Origin of the sequence: Achromobacter sp. JUb104 (genome assembly GCF_024806975.1) — a bacterium.
Taxonomy (GTDB): domain Bacteria; phylum Pseudomonadota; class Gammaproteobacteria; order Burkholderiales; family Burkholderiaceae_B; genus Achromobacter; species Achromobacter spanius.
The window spans coordinates 2,209,328-2,223,598 of record NZ_JANUEY010000001.1 but is presented as its reverse complement, the minus strand read 5'-3'; the positions used below and the strand labels follow the sequence as shown (position 1 = coordinate 2,223,598).

Sequence of the window (14,271 nt, the reverse complement as noted above, 5' to 3'; positions counted from 1 at the left end):
ATGCATGCCTTGGACCCTCGTACCACCGCCTTGCTCATCATTGATCTGCAAAATGATTTCCTGGCGCCGGGCGGCGCCTATGACCGGGGCGGCGCGGTCAGCCGCGAGGCGCGCGCCTTACCCGCCCGCGTGGCGCCGCTTGCCCGCGCGCTGAAGGGGCAAGGCGGCTTGGTCGCCGCCAGCCTGTTTACCTTGTGGCCCGATGCGCATGGCGAACCCATGATTTCGCCGCACCTGAAGCAACTGCGTCCGTTCCTGGCGAAAGGCGATTTCGCGGCCGGCTCGCCTGGCCAGGCGAATGTGGCCGAGCTGGACGGGCTGGTGGACGTGTCCGTCTGGAAGGTGGCGTATTCGGCCTTCTTCAATACGCAACTGGATTGGGTGCTGCGCCGCGCGGGCGTATCCAGCGTGGTCATTGCCGGCATCGTCACCAACGGCGGCGTGGCCAGCACGGCGCGTGACGCCCACATGCGCGACTATCACGTGACGGTGCTGGCCGACGGCTGCGCCGCGCCCACGCCCGCCATGCACGACGCCGCGCTGGCGGACCTGCGCACGGTGGCGGACGTGATCACGTGCGCGGAATTCGCGGGCTGGCTGGCGTCGTGAGCGCGCCGGTCGTGAAGCGGGGCAACCCCCGTGGCAACTCTGGCGCCACCCCCGGCGGCACCCCGGGCAGCACCCCCGTCAGCAATTCGGACGCCGACATGATGCAGGTGCCGGTGCTGATCATCGGCGCGGGCGCTTGCGGGCTGACCGCCGCGCTGCGGCTGGCGCATGCCGGCATTGAAACCGTATTGATCGAGCGCGACGCCGCGCCCAGCGGCTCGTCGGCGCTGTCGTCGGGGTTTATTCCGGCAGCAGGGTCCGCCGTGCAGCGCGCAGCCGGCATCGAAGACGACGCGGCGCGTTTCGCCGCCGACATCCAGGCCAAGGCCCACGGCACGGCCGCGCCGCATTTGGTCGCGGCCTACACGGACGCGGCGGCCCCAGCCATGGACATGTTGGCGCGTCATGGCCTGACCTTCGATGTGCTGGACGGCTTTCTCTACCCCGGCCACAGCGCGCGCCGCATGCACGCCTTGCCGGAACGCACGGGCGTGGCCTTGGTGACCGCGCTGGAACGCGCGGCAACGGGCGCGGGCGCGCATCTGTTGACGCGCGCGTTGGCTCGGGAAATCTGGGTGGAAGATGCGGACGGGATCGGCGGCGGGAACAACAGCGGCGGGAACAACAGCGGCGGGAACAACAGCAGTGGGAACAACTGCGGCCGCATCACCGCCGTGGGCTGCGAACGGCCCGACGGATCCGTGGACGTGATCGGCTGCCAGGTGCTGATCCTGGCCTGCAACGGCTTTGGTGGCAACGCGGCCATGGTGGCCGAACACTTACCCGCCATGCGCGAGGCCGTCTACGGCGGCCACGTGGGCAACGACGGCAGCGCCATCGAATGGGGCAAGGCCTTGGGCGCGCGCCTGGCCGACTTGGGCGCTTACCAAGGACACGGGTCCTGGGCCACGCCACAAGGCGCGCTGATCTCCTGGGCCGTCATGATGGACGGCGGCGTGCAGATCAATCGCGACGGGCAGCGCTTTCATGACGAAACGCAGGGCTATTCCGAAGCCGCTGTCCACGTCCTGGCGCAGCCGGGCGGGGTGGCCTGGAACGTGTTCGACGACCGCACGCTGGCATTGGCGCGCGGCTTCCCGGATTTTGTCGCGGCGGAAGCCGGTCATGCGGTGAAGACCTGCGCCGACGTGCCCGCGTTGGCCGCGCTGATCGGCTGCGACGCCGACGTGTTGCAACAGACCTTGCAAGGCGTCAGCCCGGATGCGGCTGACCCGCACGGCCGCCGCTTTGAACGCACCCTGCAAGCGCCGTACCACGCCGTCAAGGTCACCGGCGCGCTGTTCCATACGCAAGGTGGCCTGGACATCGATGCGCAATGCCGCGTGTTGAATCGCGAAGGGCAGGCATTGCCGAATCTGTTGGCCGCCGGCGGCGCCGCGCGCGGCGTGTCGGGCAACGACGTGTCGGGCTATCTGTCCGGCAATGGATTGCTTAGCGCGGTGGCGGGCGGCTATATCGCCGCCGCCACCGCCGCCTCGCTGCTGGGTCACGAACTTGGTCAGGAATCATCATGAAGCAAACACTGAAAACCCAATTGGCCGCAGGTGCCGTGCTGGCGCCCGGCATCTACGATGCCCTGTCGGCGCTCATCGCCGAACAAGCAGGTTTTGACGCGCTGTACCTGTCGGGTGCGTCCATCGCCTACACGCGGCTGGGGCGCTCGGACATCGGCCTGACCACCTATTCGGAAGTCGAGGACACGCTGGCGCGGATCACCGAGCGCGTAGCCACGCCGGTCATCGTGGACGCCGACACGGGCTTTGGCAATGCGCTGAACACGCAGCGCACGGTGCGCGGCTTTGAACGCGCGGGCGCCGCGATGATCCAGTTGGAAGACCAGACCTTTCCCAAGCGTTGTGGCCATTTGGACGGCAAGACGGTGATACCCCCCGCCGAAATGTGCGGCAAGCTGCGCGCGGCAGTGGATGCGCGCGTTGATGCGTCCACGCTGATCCTGGCGCGTACCGATGCGGTGGCTGTCGATGGGCTGGAAGCCGCGTTGGACCGCGCCGAATCCTATCTGGAAGCGGGCGCCGACGCGCTCTTCATCGAAGCGTTGCGCACGCCCGAGCAGATGCAGGCGGCCTGCGCGCGCTTTGCCGCCCGGGTGCCACTGCTGGCCAATATGGTGGAAGGCGGCAAGACCCCCGTGCAAAGTGCCGACGCCTTGACCGCGCTGGGCTTTCGCATCGTCATCTTTCCTGGCGGCACCGCGCGCGCCGTTGCGCACACCTTGCAGGGCTATTACGGCAGCCTGCGCCAACATGGCACAACCGCGCCGTGGCAGGGGCAGATGCTGGATTTCGACGGCTTGAATACGGTGATCGGCACGCCGGAATTGCTGGAGCAAGGGCGGCGCTACGAGGGGTAGGCGCGGAAATAGATGCGGGCAAGCGCGTCTATAACCGATGCCCGGCTCACCCCGTGCCGAGGCCGCCTTGGGTCAACGTGGCGGTACGCTCCGGTTGAGCTGCTGTTGCATCATTTGCTCCATCATCATTTGCTGCATGCCCATGTATTGATCCCTCATGTATTGGCGTTCCCGGATCTGCTCGGGGCTCAGGTTCGAGTAGTTTCCCCGCATCGCATTCCAACCCATCTGCCCGCGTCCGCCATGATGTGGGCCGCCGGCGCCCATGGCCCCGCAACAGCCCATCGCGCCGCTTCCCCAAAACTGGCCCATCATTCCCATCGTGGTCTGCATCAATGCCTGATGCTCCTGAAGCAGCTTCCGGCGTTCGTTCGGGTCGGTTGTCTTCTGTATCTGATTCATGGTTTGCTGCATTTTCTCCATGTTGTCCCTGACCTCAGCGGCTTTCTTGTCAAACTGCTGCGTGTTGCCGGCGGACTGTTCGGCCGACTGGGCGGGAGCGGGCGGCGTGGTCTGCGCGACAGCGGTCGTCATGGTGGGAGCCAGCACGGCGACGAAAGCCAGTGCGGCCAGATTGCGGATCTTCATGGTCAATCTCCACGTGGTTGGCACCTTGGGCTGCTAGTCAAATCAAGAGGATTTGCAGAGTCAGCGTAGATCCGCCGAGACGGTGGGACTTGACCATAGTCAACATATGCCTATCAGGGCGCATGCAGCCTGGCGTCCTGGTATTTGCGGACGGCCTCTTCAACTGTCTGGAACAAGCCGTCCGCGCCCAAGGCCGCGCCTAGGGGGGATCGTCTTACCGTGGCCAGTACGCCCGGCGTTAGATTCGCCAGCCAAAGCACGATGCCGTCCCGCCTTAGGCGACGTTCCGCATCGCTCATCAATTTCAGCGCGGTGTATTCGATATCGAAAACACTTCCCATATCGAGTACGACCACCTTCGGGTGGGTTGCGTTGATCAATTGGGTGATCTTCCGGCCGATGTTGTCTGCATTCACAAAGAAGATGCGTCCCTCGGGGCGAAGCAGCAAGATGCCTTCAAGCGCCTCATCGTCGGGATGGTCCGGGGACGCCGGGCGGAACAGGTTCGTGTTCCGCTTGCGCAATAGCCGATGCAAGGGCGGGTTGGAAACCTGGTGGGCCAGGGCGGCAAGCGACACGATGATGGCCACGAGTATTCCTTGCAGCGTGCCCAGCAGCACGACACCGGCAAGCGCCACCAAGGCCCAGACAAGCTCTGTGCGCCGCACTCTGGCAATCGCACGGAACTCAGCCGGATCGAACAGGCCAACCGAGTAAATGATGACCACCGCCGCCAGGGTGGCGTGCGGCATTGCGCCAATCAACGGCGCCAGCAGCAGCATGACGGCCAGCGTGACCGCGGCGGTGACGCATTCGGCTACCTGGGAGCGTGCGCCGGCGCGCTGGTTCACCGCGGTTTGGGACGTTCCGCCGCCCGCCGGCATGGCGCCGAAAAGCGCGCCGCCCACGTTCGAAAATCCCGTGGCCAACAATTCGCGATTGGCGTTCGGCAGGGCTTCACCCGCATTCGCAAAGGCTCGTCCGGCCGCGATCGTTTCGGTGAAACTCATCAACGCGATTCCCAGCGCCATGGGCCAAAGCTGCTCTATCAACGACGGATCGGGCAGGGTCAACGACGGTAAGCCCGTGGGCACATGGCCCACCGTTTGTACGCCAAGATCGCCCAGGCCGAACAGGCTGGTTGCCGCGATGGCGATGGCGACGGTCACCAGCGGCGCCGGCGCGCGCGGCATGAATCGTTGCAGGATAAGCAGCAGGCCCAAGGTGATCGCGCCGACGGCGGTAGTGGCTATCGAGACCTGTGGCAATCCATCGAAAATTGACAGCACGTTCGAAAGAAACGGACCCTTCGGGAAGTGAAGGCCAAGCAGCTTCGGTATTTGGTCGACCACGATCACGATGGCGATGCCCGCCTTGAAGCCGACCAATACCGGCTCCGAAATAAAGCTGGCCAGGTAGCCAAGCCGCAACAGGGACGCTGCGATCAGCACGATGCCAACCAGCAGCGCCAGCGTTGTTGTGGCAATCAGCAATTGCGCGGCATCGCCGCCAGGCGCGGCGCGGTCCAAGGCGGTGGCGGTAAGGATGGCGAGCGTAGTCGTTGTGCTGACGCTCAGCGGCCGGGATGTGCCGAGGAAGGCGTAAACAAGCATCGGCACGAAGGCGGTGTATAGCCCCACCTGAACCGGCAGTCCTGCTACGGCGGCGTAGGCCAGCGCTTTCGGGATGACCACGGCGGCGGTCGTCAGCCCGGCAGTGACGTCATCCTTTATCCACGGCTTGTGGTACTGGCATAGCCAGTCAGGCAGCGCAACGTGTTGCCGGCGAACAGATTTTTCCGGCGGTTCGTTTTCCATCGGCGGGCCTCTTTGGCACGGCGCATTGGCTGGAAGATCCGCGGAACGTCATCTAATAGGGCAGGTGGCATTGCATGGCGTCTCAACCGGGGCCATCGCCTGCTGCTACCGATGCAGGCGGCTGATTTTGATTGTGAGCGCAGCCGCCGCGTGGCGTCCATGATGATTCCGGCGAAATGCCGTAAGAATCGCGCTCAACGCTCAACGCATAACCGATCAACGCGCCGTGCGCTGATGCGGCACCAGCGGCGGCACGGGCTGGTCGGCGATCTCATCCCAGAAGCCGGGCAGGAAGCACTCGGCCACCAATAGCGGCTGACCCTGACGCCAGAAGACGGATCGGCGCGCCCAGACCCGGGCGGCGTCCTGTTCCCGGCGTTCAGCCGGCAAGGCCCCACGCGCCGTGGCGTAAAACGGCACCGGCGACGCCAGACGGCGGCAGGCAAACGGCGAGCGGATGACGGTGCTGTCGTGATACAGCATGTCGGCCAGCGGCCGGGTCAAGAGCCGGCGCATGCCTTGCCAGGCGCCGTGCGAGGCGCGTAGTGGCGTCAGGCTGCGGGCGGGCACGCTGTCCACGCCGTTCACCGACATCAGCACTTCACGGATCCATACGGGTGAGCCGGGCGCGATGCCCATGGCCTGCGCTTCGTCCGGCGGCGCGCCGTCGGCGTATTCGGCCAGCACGCGCAGGCGCACCTGGCCCACCTGGCGCAAGCCGGCGGTAAGCGCGCCCGGGCGGAACAGCCAGTGGCGCATGGCGGGGGGCAGGACGGGCGGCGCGACGGCCAGCCAGCCGGGGGCAAGCGGGGGGTGATGGGCTGCGGGTTTCATCATGGCTGCGTATTATGCCAAGCCCGGAGCGCGGCTCGCCAACGCATACAATACCGCCCATGGAAAAAGTACGTATCTCCAAGCTCATGTCCGAGCGCGGACTCTGCTCGCGCCGCGAGGCCGACAGCTATATCGAACGCGGCTGGGTCCGCGTGGACGGCGTCGTGGTGTCCGAACTGGGCGCCAAGGCGTATCCCGACCAGGTCATCACGCTGGAACGCGCCGCGCAGGCGCGCCAGACCTCGCGCGTGACCATCCTGATCAACAAGCCCGTGGGTTATGTGTCGGGCCAGGCGGAAAAGGGCTATACGCCAGCGGTTGCACTGATCGACTCGCGCTCGCGCTTCGCGGGCTGCCGACATCCGCAACGCTTCGAACGCGCGCATCTGGAAGGGCTGGCCGTGGCCGGCCGATTGGATATTGATTCGCAAGGCCTGCTGGTGCTGACGCAAGACGGCCGCATCGCCAAGCACCTGATCGGTGAAGACTCCAGTGTCGACAAGGAATACCTGGTGCGGGTGCAGGGCGATTTGCCCGACCGAGGGCTGGAACTGTTGAATCACGGCCTATCGCTGGATGGCAAGGCCTTGAAGCCCGCCCACGTGCGTTGGCAGAACCACGACCAACTGCGCTTTGTGCTGCGGGAAGGCAAGAAGCGTCAGATTCGCCGCATGTGCGAACTGGTCGGCCTGAAAGTGGTGGGCTTGAAGCGTGTGCGCATCGGCCGCGTGCAATTGGGTGACCTGCCGCTGGGCCAGTGGCGCTATCTGCGCGACGACGAAGGGTTTTGACCCTTCTTTTTTAATTCGTCATTCAGGGAACATTCAGCTTCCCTGTTCGGCTCAGCCGACAACTGATGTCGGCGGCCAGCAGATTTTTCAGTCTGTTTCCGACGCCCCGTTATTTCATGAAAGCGGGGGTATCCTTCGCCTGCCCGTTGCTGCCTAGACGCTCCATCAGGAATTCGATGAAGATCCGGGTCTTGGCCGGCAGCAACCGAGTTTCGGTGACCGCATAGACAGGGAAGGGGCCCAATTGCCAGTCCGGCAACACGCGCCGCAACTGCCCTGATTGCTGTTCGGCCGTCTGGCCGCCCACCAGCACCGCGATGCCCGCGCCCAGCATGGCCAAGCGCCGCGCCATGGCGACACCGTTTACCGAAAACCGGTTGCCCGGCGTGAACTCAATGTGCTGGTCGCCGCAGTTAAGCGGCCATCGCGTGACGCGGCCCGCGCCTTCCGCGCGAAATTCGATGCACTCGTGACGGGTCAAGTCACTGGGGTGCTTGGGTTCTCCGTGCTTTTCCAGGTAGTCGCGCGAGGCATACAGGTGCGCGGGCAGCATGCCCAGCAGCCGGGCGATTTGCGTCGAATCGGGCAGTTCGCCGATTTCGATCGAGATGTCGCAGGTCTGGAACACGCGCGAGGCGTGGTCCGGGTTTGCCAGGTCCAGGAAAAACGTAACGTCGGGATAGCGGCGGGAGAACTCCATGAACGATTCAGCCAGGAAGTCCGTGCCGAAATCCGCGGGCATGTTCACCCGCAACGGCCCGGCTGGCGTGTCGACCAGCTTTTGCAGTTCTTCATGGGCAATCTGCGCTTCGGCCACGATGCGTTGGCAGCGTTCAAAGTACAGCCGCCCGGCGTCGGTCAGTTCCACCTTGCGGGTAGTGCGGCTCAACAATCGCAAACCCACGGATTTTTCCAATTCGGCCACCTGGCGAGACAAGGTGGATTTAGGCACGCCCAGCGTTGCTGCAGCGCGGCTAAAACTACGTGTCTTGGCCACTTCGACGAAGAGTTCCATGCCTTGTAAGCGTTTCATGGCGAGATTCTTGCACAGACTAGGAGCGCGAAATTGTCCCATAAATGGAATGATGTTTTCTTTCTACGCCCCTTTGTTTCTGGGGCGGGATAACTCAGAATGCGGGTTCTGCAATGCAGCAATGCACTAAAGCCCACCTTGCGTTTTCAATGCCCATCCACCCTTTGATGCACAAGACCTCCCCCCTCATCGCAGGCGGGAGGCGGGCTCCTTTTTTGTCGGAAATCGGGAATATCTATGAATAAGAAAAGCGCTATGTGGCGCAGCGCGGCAGTGCTCACGCTGACGGCATCGGCTCTCACCTTGGCCGCTTGCGGCAAGAAACAAGACGCACCGCAGGCGGGCAAACCGCAAGTCACCGTGGTGACACTGACCACGCAACCCGTTTCCCTGACCACCGAATTGCCGGGCCGCACGTCCGCGTTCCGCGTGGCCGAAGTGCGGCCCCAGGTGAACGGCATCGTGCAAAAGCGCCTGTTCACCGAAGGCGGCGAGGTCAAGGCCGGCCAACAGCTCTATCAGATCGACCCGGCCCTGTACCAAGCCAGCGTCGATAGCCAGAAGGCGGCGTTGGCCCGCGCCCAGGCGCAGCAGAAGACGGCTGCCTTGCTGGCCGAACGCTACAAGCCGCTGGTTGCCACCCGCGCCGTCAGCCAACAGACCTACGACAACGCCGTGGCGTCGCGTGACCAGGCCGCCGCCGATGTGCTGTCGGCCAAGGCCGCGCTGGATACCGCGCGCATCAACCTCGTCTACACCAAGGTGCTGTCGCCGATTGACGGCATCATCGGCCGGTCTTCGGTGACCGAAGGCGCGCTGGTCACGGCCAACCAGACCGGCGCCTTGGCCTCGGTGCAGCAGATTGACCCGATCTACGTCGACGTGACCCAGTCCAGCGTGCAGTTGCTGCGCTTGCAGGACGCGCTGGCCAGCGGCCAGTTGAAGCGGGCCGACGGCGAACAGGCCGCGCTGGTCACGCTGACCCTGGAGGACGGCTCGCAGTACAAGCAGACCGGCAAGCTTCAGTTCTCGGAAGTCACGGTAGACCAGGGCACCGGTTCCATCACGCTGCGCGCGGTGTTCCCGAACCCCGACCGCCGCCTCTTGCCCGGCATGTTTGTGCGCGCGCGTCTGGCTGATGGCGTGGCCGCCGACGGCTTGCTGGTGCCGCAACGCGGCGTGACGCGCAACCAGCGCGGCTTGCCGACGGCGCTGGTCGTCAACGCCAAGAACCAGGTGGAACTGCGTGAACTGAAGACCGACCGCGCCATTGGCGACAAGTGGCTGGTTACCGACGGCCTGGCCGCCGGCGACAAGGTGATCGTGGAAGGTCTGCAAATGGTGCGTCCGGGCGTCGAAGTCGTCGCCACCGAGGCAAGCGCCAACGCGCAGCAGCCGCAGGCGGCCAATGCCGCCCCGGCCAAGCAGTAATCAGGGAGCCTTGCATGGCAAAGTTTTTTATCGATAGGCCGGTTTTCGCCTGGGTGATCGCGATTGTGCTGATGATGGCCGGCGCGCTGTCCATCCTGCAATTGCCGGTCTCGCAGTATCCCAACATCGCGCCGCCCGCCATCGGCATCGCGGTGACCTACCCGGGCGCGTCCGCGCAGACGGTGCAGGACACCGTGGTGCAGGTCATCGAACAGCAGATGAACGGCCTGGACGGCTTGCAGTACATCTCGTCGGAAAGCAATTCCGACGGCAGCATGTCCATCACGCTGACCTTCAAGCAGGGCACCAACCCGGACACGGCGCAGGTGCAGGTGCAGAACAAGCTTGCGCTGGCGCAGCCGCTGTTGCCGCAGGAAGTGCAGCAGCAGGGCATACGCGTCACCAAGGCCACGAAAAACTTCCTGATCGTGGCGGGCTTCGTGTCCACCGACGGCACGATGACCAAGGACGACTTGGCCGACTACGTGGCCTCGTACGTGCAGGATCCCATCAGCCGCACGCAAGGCGTGGGCGACTTCCAGTTGTTCGGCTCGCAGTACGCAATGCGCATCTGGCTGGATCCCGCCAAGCTCGTGAACTACGGGCTGACCACGGTTGACGTGGTGACGGCGATCAAGGAACAGAACGTGCAGGTGTCGTCCGGCCAGTTGGGCGGCCTGCCGTCCGTGCGCGGCCAGCAGTTGAACGCCACCATCATCGGGCCGTCGCGCCTGGAGAAGCCGGAAGACTTCGGCAAGATCCTGCTCAAGGTCAATACCGATGGTTCGCAGGTGCGCCTGGGCGATGTCTCGCGCATTGAACTGGGCGGGCAGACCTACGCCATCGACAGCTTCTATAACGGCAAGCCCGCCTCGGGCCTGGCGATCAAGCTGGCGCCGGGCGCCAACGCGCTGGATACCGCGCAGGCGGTGCGCGACACCATCAACAACCTGAAGCCGTACTTCCCGCCGGGCATGGACGTCGTCTATCCGTACGACACGACGCCGTTCGTCAGCCTGTCGATTCATGAAGTGTTCAAGACGCTGGTGGAAGCCATCATCCTGGTTTTCCTGGTGATGTACCTGTTCTTGCAGAACTTCCGCGCCACCATCATTCCCACGCTGGCCGTGCCGGTGGTGCTGCTGGGCACGTTCGGCGTGCTGGCCGCGTTCGGTTATTCCATCAACACCTTGACGATGTTCGGCATGGTGCTGGCCATTGGCCTGCTGGTGGATGACGCGATCGTGGTGGTGGAAAACGTGGAGCGGGTGATGGCCGAAGAGGGCCTGACGCCCAAGCAGGCCACCCGCAAGTCCATGAGCCAGATCACCGGCGCGCTGATCGGCATTGCCATGGTGCTGGCCGCCGTGTTCATCCCGATGGCGTTCTTCGGCGGTTCCACGGGCGTGATCTATCGTCAGTTCTCGATCACGATCGTGTCGTCGATGGTGCTGTCGGTGCTGGTCGCCATCGTCTTCACGCCGGCCTTGTGCGCCACCTTGCTCAAGCCTATTCCGAAGGGCCATCACGGCTCGAAGCGGGGCTTTTTCGGCTGGTTCAACCGCACGTTCGAACGCAGCAGCAATGGGTACGCCAACACGGTGGCGCGCGGGCTGAACCGCACGAAGCGCCTGATGATCGTGTACCTGGCCCTGGTCATTGCCATGGGCTGGCTGTTCACGCGCATTCCCACGGCGTTCCTGCCGGCCGAGGACCAGGGCATTTTGTTCGCCCAGATCCAGACGCCCGCCGGCGCCACCGCCGAAGCCACCAAGGCCGTCATCGACGACGCCACCAAGTACCTGCTGACCGAAGAAAAGGACGCCGTGACCTCGGTGTTCGCGGTCAACGGTTTCAACTTTGGCGGTCGTGGCCAGAACGCGTCCATCCTGTTCATCAAGCTGCGTGACTGGGAAGAACGTGGCGACGCCAGCCTGAAGGCGGGCGCCGTGGCGGCGCGCGCCAACGCGCACTTCGCCAAGACCGAACGCCGCGCGCAAATGTTCGTGGTGCCGCCGCCGTCCGTGATGGAACTGGGCAACGTCACCGGCTTTGACTTCCAGTTGATGGACCGCGCCGGCGTGGGCCATGAAAAGCTGCTGGCCGCGCGCAACCAGTTGCTGGGCGAAGCGGCCAAGAGCCCGGTGCTGGTGGGCGTGCGCCCCAACGGCATTGAAGACGCGCCGCAGTACCAGTTGGACATCGACCGCGAGAAAGCGCGTGCGCTGGGCGTGGCCGTGTCGGACATCAACAGCACGCTGGCCACCGCGTGGGGCTCGTCGTACGTCAACGACTTCATCGACCGTGGCCGCGTGAAGAAGGTGTTCGCGCAGGGCGAGGCGTCATCGCGCATGCTGCCGGAAGACCTGAACAAATGGTATGTGCGCAACAACGCGGGCGACATGGTGCCGTTCTCGGCATTCTCGAAGGCCACGTGGAGCTTTGGTCCGCAAAAGCTGAACCGCTATAACGGCGTGCCGTCCTACAACATCCAGGGCCAGGCGGCGCCAGGCTACAGCTCGGGCGCGGCCATGGAAGAAATGGAAAAGCTGGCGGCCAAGCTGCCGGTGGGCGTGGGCTTTGAATGGACGGGGCTGTCGTTTGAAGAACGCCTGTCGGGTGCGCAAGCGCCGGCGCTGTACGCGATTTCCTTGATCGTGGTGTTCCTGTGCCTGGCCGCCTTGTATGAAAGCTGGTCCATCCCGACGGCGGTGATGCTGGTGGTGCCGCTGGGCATTATCGGCGTGCTGTTGGCGACGCTGGCGCGCGGGCTGTCCAACGACGTGTACTTCCAGGTGGGGCTGTTGACCACAGTGGGGCTGGCGGCCAAAAACGCCATCCTGATCGTGGAGTTCGCCAAAGAGCACTTTGAATCCGGCGCAAGCCTGACGGAATCGGCCATCCACGCGGCCCGCCAACGCCTGCGTCCCATCCTGATGACGTCGCTGGCGTTCATCCTGGGCGTGACGCCGCTGGCGATCTCGTCGGGTGCCGGCTCCGGCAGCCAGAACGCCATCGGCACGGGCGTGATCGGCGGCATGCTGACCGGCACGTTCCTGGCCATCTTCTTTGTTCCGGCCTTCTTCGTGATCATGCTGCGCGTGTTCAAGGTCAAGCGCATGAGCGAAAACCTGGACAAGCACGACACCAGCGCCAACGGCTCGAAGGACGTGTCCGCCGAGGGACAACCGTGATGAAACTTCAGATGAGAACCTTGTTGTCTGTTTCCCTGGCGGCGGCCCTGGCGGGCTGCTCGCTGGCCCCCACCTATGAACGGCCGGACGCGCCGGTCAGCGCTGCCTATCCCACCGGCCCGGCCTACAAGGCGGACGGTTCCAATGCGGCGCTGGGCATGTCCACGGCCGATATCGGCTGGCGCGATTTCTTCAGCGACCCGCTGCTGCAACAGTTGATTGAACTGTCATTGGCGAACAACCGCGACCTGCGCGTGGCGGCCTTGAATGTAGAGGCGGCGCGTGCGCAGTACCGCATCCAGCGCGCCGACCTGCTGCCCAGCGTGGGCGTGGCCGGCCAGGAATCCGCCCAGCGCACCCCGGCGGACTTGTCCCCCAGCGGCCGCGCCACGACCAGCCGCAGCTACCAGGTGGGCGCCGCCATGTCGGCCTGGGAACTGGACCTGTTCGGCCGCATCCGCAGCCTGAGCGACCAGGCGCTGGAGTCGTATCTGGCGCTGGACGAAACGCGTACGGCCACGCAGTTGACGCTGATAGCCGAAGTGGCCAACGCCTACCTGACGCTGCGCGCCGACCAGGAACTGCTGAGCCTGACGCGCGACACGCTCAAGAGCCAGGAAGATTCGTTCAAGCTCACGCAGCAAAGCTATGACCAGGGCTTGTCCACCGCGCTGGACTTGAGCCAGGCGGAAGTGTCGCTGCGCACGGCCCAACGCAACCTGTCGCAATACACGCGCCAGGCCGCGCAAGACCGCAACGCGCTGACGCTGCTGGTGGGCCAACCCATGTCGCCCGAGATCGTGGCGGCGCTGGATCAGGCAGTGAAGCTGGACGACAGCATGCTGCCGACCACCTTGCCCGCCGGCCTGCCGTCGGACCTGCTGGCGCGCCGCCCGGACATCCGTGCGGCCGAGCATCAGCTCAAAGGCGCCAACGCCAACATCGGCGCGGCGCGCGCGGCGTTCTTTCCCACCATCAGCCTGACCGGCCAGGCGGGTACCGCCAGCGCCAGCCTGGGCGGTTTGTTCGAAGGGGGTTCGGGCGCCTGGAGCTTCGTGCCCCAGATCACCGTGCCGATCTTCGCGGGCGGTTCGTTGCAGGCCGGGCTGGACTTGGCCAAGGTGCAGAAGAACATCCAGGTGGCGCAGTACGAAAAGTCCATCCAGACGGGGTTCCGCGAAGTGGCGGACGCCTTGGCCGGGCGCGGCACGCTGGACGACCAGATTGAAGCGCAGCGTTTGCTGGTGAACGCCAACCAGCGCGCCTACGACGTGTCGGACCAGCGTTTCCGCCAGGGTATCGATGACTACCTGAGCGTGCTGGATTCGCAGCGTTCGCTGTATACGGCGCAGCAGGCTTTGGTGGATACGCGCCTGGCGCGGCTGTCGAATCTGGTTACCTTGTACAAGGTGCTGGGCGGCGGTTGGACCGAGCGCACGGTGGCGGCGCAGACGGCGCCGGCGGTGCCGGCCACGGGATCGTAAGCGGGGTGCGCTGAATTTTTTTGGCGCAATAAACTCAGCGCAAAAGAAATCTGGCGCAGAAGACACTCAGCGCAAAAGAATCGGGCCGATCGAAAGAT

At 64.7% G+C, this 14,271-nt stretch carries 11 protein-coding genes; 7 read left to right on the top strand and 4 right to left on the bottom strand.

What is annotated here, in order from left to right; genetic code table 11:
• The 3 genes from M2361_RS10030 to M2361_RS10020 are packed head-to-tail and all read left to right on the top strand — an operon-like array spanning position 1 to position 3,001.
• On the top strand, positions 1–609 hold the full coding sequence (locus tag M2361_RS10030; protein ID WP_259248627.1) for a cysteine hydrolase family protein: 609 nt from the start codon (positions 1–3) through the stop codon (positions 607–609).
• Positions 606–2,144, top strand: a complete 1,539-nt coding sequence (locus tag M2361_RS10025) for an FAD-dependent oxidoreductase (protein ID WP_404976326.1) — start codon at positions 606–608, stop codon at positions 2,142–2,144. Before M2361_RS10030 ends, M2361_RS10025 begins: the two co-directional genes overlap by 4 nt.
• Positions 2,141–3,001 (top strand): oxaloacetate decarboxylase, encoded by an 861-nt coding sequence (locus tag M2361_RS10020; protein ID WP_259248624.1) that lies wholly within the window; start codon positions 2,141–2,143, stop codon positions 2,999–3,001. The genes M2361_RS10025 and M2361_RS10020 overlap by 4 nt, the downstream gene beginning before the upstream one ends.
• A 72-nt stretch (positions 3,002–3,073) precedes the next feature.
• Here M2361_RS10020 and M2361_RS10015 read toward each other — a convergent pair whose 3' ends face one another.
• The 3 genes from M2361_RS10015 to M2361_RS10005 form a co-directional block, all read right to left on the bottom strand.
• Positions 3,074–3,589, bottom strand: coding sequence for a hypothetical protein (locus M2361_RS10015; protein WP_259248621.1), 516 nt, complete (start codon positions 3,587–3,589; stop codon positions 3,074–3,076).
• A 113-nt stretch (positions 3,590–3,702) separates the two neighbouring features.
• Positions 3,703–5,406 carry a SulP family inorganic anion transporter gene (locus M2361_RS10010; RefSeq protein ID WP_259248618.1) on the bottom strand — a complete coding sequence of 568 codons (1,704 nt, stop codon included), beginning with the start codon at positions 5,404–5,406 and terminating at the stop codon, positions 3,703–3,705.
• A 216-nt stretch (positions 5,407–5,622) separates the two neighbouring features.
• On the bottom strand, positions 5,623–6,243 hold the full coding sequence (locus tag M2361_RS10005) for a chorismate lyase (protein ID WP_259248617.1): 621 nt from the start codon (positions 6,241–6,243) through the stop codon (positions 5,623–5,625).
• Between the two features lie 56 nt (positions 6,244–6,299).
• Here M2361_RS10005 and M2361_RS10000 point away from each other — a divergent pair, with 56 nt between their 5' ends.
• Positions 6,300–7,031, top strand: coding sequence for a pseudouridine synthase (locus M2361_RS10000; RefSeq protein WP_259248615.1), 732 nt, complete (start codon positions 6,300–6,302; stop codon positions 7,029–7,031).
• 109 nt (positions 7,032–7,140) lie between these two features.
• Here M2361_RS10000 and M2361_RS09995 read toward each other — a convergent pair whose 3' ends face one another.
• Positions 7,141–8,046: a LysR family transcriptional regulator gene (locus M2361_RS09995; protein WP_100855398.1), complete on the bottom strand. Its 906-nt coding sequence runs from the start codon at positions 8,044–8,046 to the stop codon at positions 7,141–7,143.
• A gap of 273 nt (positions 8,047–8,319) precedes the next feature.
• Between M2361_RS09995 and M2361_RS09990 the strand changes: the two genes are divergently transcribed.
• The 3 genes from M2361_RS09990 to adeC are packed head-to-tail and all read left to right on the top strand — an operon-like array spanning position 8,320 to position 14,173.
• The gene (locus M2361_RS09990) at positions 8,320–9,495 is read left to right on the top strand and encodes an efflux RND transporter periplasmic adaptor subunit (RefSeq protein WP_279997184.1); all 1,176 of its coding nucleotides are present in this window, start codon (positions 8,320–8,322) and stop codon (positions 9,493–9,495) included.
• 14 nt (positions 9,496–9,509) lie between these two features.
• Positions 9,510–12,689 (top strand): efflux RND transporter permease subunit, encoded by a 3,180-nt coding sequence (locus tag M2361_RS09985; RefSeq protein WP_259248610.1) that lies wholly within the window; start codon positions 9,510–9,512, stop codon positions 12,687–12,689.
• Positions 12,689–14,173: an AdeC/AdeK/OprM family multidrug efflux complex outer membrane factor gene (gene adeC, locus M2361_RS09980; RefSeq protein ID WP_259248608.1), complete on the top strand. Its 1,485-nt coding sequence runs from the start codon at positions 12,689–12,691 to the stop codon at positions 14,171–14,173. The genes M2361_RS09985 and adeC overlap by 1 nt, the downstream gene beginning before the upstream one ends.
• The last annotated feature ends 98 nt before the right edge of the window (positions 14,174–14,271 follow it).

Excerpts from the sequence above, each read along its gene's own strand:
- M2361_RS10030 (WP_259248627.1), top strand. The coding sequence starts at position 1 with ATGCATGCCTTGGACCCTCGTACCACCGCCTTGCTCATCATTGATCTG.
- M2361_RS10020 (WP_259248624.1), top strand. The coding sequence starts at position 2,141 with ATGAAGCAAACACTGAAAACCCAATTGGCCGCAGGTGCCGTGCTGGCG.
- M2361_RS10015 (WP_259248621.1), bottom strand. The coding sequence starts at position 3,589 with ATGAAGATCCGCAATCTGGCCGCACTGGCTTTCGTCGCCGTGCTGGCT.
- M2361_RS10010 (WP_259248618.1), bottom strand. The coding sequence starts at position 5,406 with ATGGAAAACGAACCGCCGGAAAAATCTGTTCGCCGGCAACACGTTGCG.
- M2361_RS10005 (WP_259248617.1), bottom strand. The coding sequence starts at position 6,243 with ATGATGAAACCCGCAGCCCATCACCCCCCGCTTGCCCCCGGCTGGCTG.
- M2361_RS10000 (WP_259248615.1), top strand. The coding sequence starts at position 6,300 with ATGGAAAAAGTACGTATCTCCAAGCTCATGTCCGAGCGCGGACTCTGC.
- M2361_RS09995 (WP_100855398.1), bottom strand. The coding sequence starts at position 8,046 with ATGGAACTCTTCGTCGAAGTGGCCAAGACACGTAGTTTTAGCCGCGCT.
- M2361_RS09990 (WP_279997184.1), top strand. The coding sequence starts at position 8,320 with ATGTGGCGCAGCGCGGCAGTGCTCACGCTGACGGCATCGGCTCTCACC.
- M2361_RS09985 (WP_259248610.1), top strand. The coding sequence starts at position 9,510 with ATGGCAAAGTTTTTTATCGATAGGCCGGTTTTCGCCTGGGTGATCGCG.
- adeC (WP_259248608.1), top strand. The coding sequence starts at position 12,689 with ATGAAACTTCAGATGAGAACCTTGTTGTCTGTTTCCCTGGCGGCGGCC.